This window comes from Microcoleus sp. S28C3, assembly GCF_036700785.1.
GTDB lineage: Bacteria > Cyanobacteriota > Cyanobacteriia > Cyanobacteriales > Microcoleaceae > Microcoleus > Microcoleus asticus.
Window position 1 is genome coordinate 1 of the sequence record NZ_JAUBPO010000239.1, and the last position, 3,198, is coordinate 3,198.

Sequence of the window (3,198 nt, forward strand, 5' to 3'; positions counted from 1 at the left end):
ATTTTAAATCACCCTAACCTTCCTTCAGTCTTGTCTTATGGTACTCTGGCTGCTTAAAAACTGTCCGAACTATTGCTTGATAACGGGCAACTAAATCAACTTTCCCGGCGTATCCTTCCACATAATTTGGCACAACTGTCTCCACCAACTGGACATCGCTAAGTTTCTCCAGTACGGACTGAAGGCTATCACAATAGGGCTGAATTAGGCTGGAAGCAGTGGGAGATAACCCTTGCAAATAATCCTTAACCCACTGATGCAATAGTTCTCCCCGGCGACGGCTGGTTACAGCAATGCGATTTGCTTCTGCGTTCCCTACTTTCTTGCGCCAATTAGAAAGAGCAGCGACAGACTCAATCGGCTGTGTAGCCTTAAGTATTGTGGTAACTGCTGGTAGCAGAATGCCATTTTTATCTTGGTAGTCAAACCGTCCATTAGCCCTGGTTCTTTTCACGATAAGAATCTCCCAAAAATTGCTAAATTCAATTTCGCAATTTAGCTTTGGAGATATCTCTCACATTGAGGCTGACTTAGACTGACTTAGGCTGACATATCTACAATCTTCAGTTTCAGCCTGCTATTGAATAGCATTTTTGCTCCACAATAAGTAATATAAGAGCAGCCCTAACTGTGATTTAAGGGTGAATGAATCTACTGGACTCGCTTTCAGGTAATAGAGAGGTTAGTCAATGACGCTGCCACGTGACTTTTTAATGGAGATAGGTGGTAACTATGATCTTTCGCCAGAGCAAAAGGATGTTTTTGTAATCAGGTTTAGCAGCAACAAGACAGAGTTGGAGATAGCAACAGAACTCCATATCAGCAACAGTGCGCTTACCACTCGCATGAGTCACGTTTACAAAAAGTTCAGTATTAACGGTAAAGGGCCAGGTAAATATGGTCGCTTGCTCAATTTTCTGACTGCTGAATATCGTAAATGCAAAACTTCGGACTCTCCAACTTCTCATCTGTCAGAGGATGAGTTAAATGACTTGGTGCAAGAGGTGCGCCAGAATTGCCGTGAGATGATTCAAGACCAATGCGGTACAATGCGATCGCTCACGATGTCGCAACGCATTGACGTAAGTGACCTTTACACCAATGTCAATATTCTGGAAAAAATTACCAGTCATCGGCGACGCGAAATTGATGAACTGTTGCAAGACTGTAATTCAGAAAACTTCGATCGCTTTGGACTTGGCCAAGTAACTGAGACAATACCAGGACTAAAAGCGGTTGAGAAATACTCAAAATTGATGGTGCTGGGTAAGCCAGGGTCAGGAAAAACCACATTTTTGAAGCATTTAGCAATCCAGTGCGAGCGAGGTAAATTCCAAGCTAATCGCGTTCCTATTTTTATCACGCTCAAACAATTTGCAGAAACTGAAGGAAAACCTAGCTTACTGGAATACATCACCCAGATGTTTTCTGATGGTGATGTTTCTGCTGACCAAATAGCTGTCCTTTTAAAGCACGGTAAGACACTGGTTTTACTCGATGGTTTAGATGAAGTAAAACTTGAGCATAACAGCCATGTCATCAACCAAGTTCTTTATTTATCGGACAAATTTCGCACCAATCACTTTGTAATGACTTGTCGGATTGCAGCAAAAGATTATACTTTTGATAAGTTTAAAGACGTTGAAGTCGCAGATTTTGATGACAAACAGATAGCCACCTTTGCCCGAAAATGGTTTCAAGCTAAGGAACCAGCGAAAGCAGAGGAATTTATTCAACAGCTTAGGGAAAACAACCGGATTCGAGAACTGGCAACAAATCCGTTACTGCTAACGCTGTTATGTTTGGTGTTTGAAGAATCAGCCCAATTTCCCGGCTTACGTTCAGAACTTTATGAAGAAGGAGTAGATATTCTGCTGAGAAGATGGGATGAAACGCGAAACATAGAGCGAGAGCCGATTTATAAAAATTTATCATTGCAGCACAAGAAAGATTTACTCAGTCAAATTGCCTTAACAACATTTGAGCGGGGAGACTATTTCTTTAAACAGAAACAACTAGAACAGTATATTTTTAATTACATCCGCAATCTGTCCGATGCTCAAAACGGTCCGGAGGCTTTGCAACTGGATAGTGAAGCAGTGCTGAAATCAATTGAAGTCCAGCATGGTTTATTGGTAGAACGGGCGCATAAAATTTACTCGTTTTCTCACCTAACATTTCAAGAGTATTTCACAGCTAGAAAAATTGTAATTAATGGTAATTCATACGTATCAGAGCCGCAGGATTGGCAAATCATGATAGGTAAAATTACTGAAAAACCCTGGCGAGAAGTATTTTTGTTAGTGGTTGAGATGTTACCGAGTGCAGACTGTCTGTTGTTTTTAATAAAGCAGCAGATTGAGGCGCTTCTAGCGACTGATGAAAAGTTGCAGCAGTTCTTGTGTTGGGTCAATCAAAAATCTTGTTCTGTTCAACTTCCGTATAAAAGAGCAGCAGTTCGAGCATTTTACTTCGCTCTGGCTTTAGCTCCTGCCTCCAAGCCATCGCCCGATCTTGATTGCTCTCTAAACCTTGCCGTTAAATTAGATGCTTATAATTTGGAGTTTTTTGAGGAAATTTCTGAGGATTTAGAACTCGATTTTTGCCTATATGCTACTCTCGCTCAAGCCATTGACGACTGTATCGATCCTGATTTTGTTACCCCTGACGTTGAGTTTGATTTTAATCTGTGGCAATCATTACAACAACTTGAAGCGGAACTGCCTGATTGGAAAGATAGTCTTTCATTTGATAAGTGGCAAGCAGAAAATGGTCAACTTTGGACTGAAAAATTCAGAAATTTGATTATAAAGTATCGGAATATTGGTCATAACTGGCAGTTTAACGACTCACAAAAACAACTATTGCAGCAGTATTATGAGGCAAATGAGTTGCTCATAGACTGTCTAAATAGCGGTGGTAATGTATCTCCTGAAGTGCGCGAAGAGATTGAAGAAACATTGTTGTTACCAAAATATGAAGTTAAAAAGTAGAAGTAAAAGCACCGAATCTCGTCCGTCTGTTGAGAAGATCTTCCAGATCGGTCGATTAAGTCAACCAAGACAAGCGAATGCAACTAATCTGCTTGAAGGCGATCGCAATTAAAACCAAACAGAATCTAAGGAATGAAAATTTAATAACACAAGCAAGGTAGAATAAACAAATGAGTGAATATCAATGTACTTGACATTTCATTTT

At 40.4% G+C, this 3,198-nt stretch carries 2 protein-coding genes; one reads left to right on the top strand and one right to left on the bottom strand.

Going from position 1 to position 3,198, the window contains the following annotated elements:
* Window positions 1-13: 13 nt before the first annotated feature.
* Entirely contained in the window at window positions 14-454 is a 441-nt protein-coding gene (locus QUA13_RS32025) for a hypothetical protein (protein ID WP_333205066.1), read from the bottom strand.
* Between the two features lie 235 nt (window positions 455-689).
* Here QUA13_RS32025 and QUA13_RS32030 point away from each other — a divergent pair, with 235 nt between their 5' ends.
* The gene (locus tag QUA13_RS32030) at window positions 690-2,993 is read left to right on the top strand and encodes an NACHT domain-containing NTPase (protein WP_333205068.1); all 2,304 of its coding nucleotides are present in this window, start codon (window positions 690-692) and stop codon (window positions 2,991-2,993) included.
* Window positions 2,994-3,198: the final 205 nt, after the last annotated feature.

Bases quoted from the DNA above. Each gene is read 5' to 3' on its own strand.
- QUA13_RS32030 (WP_333205068.1), top strand. From the start codon at position 690: ATGACGCTGCCACGTGACTTTTTAATGGAGATAGGTGGTAACTATGAT.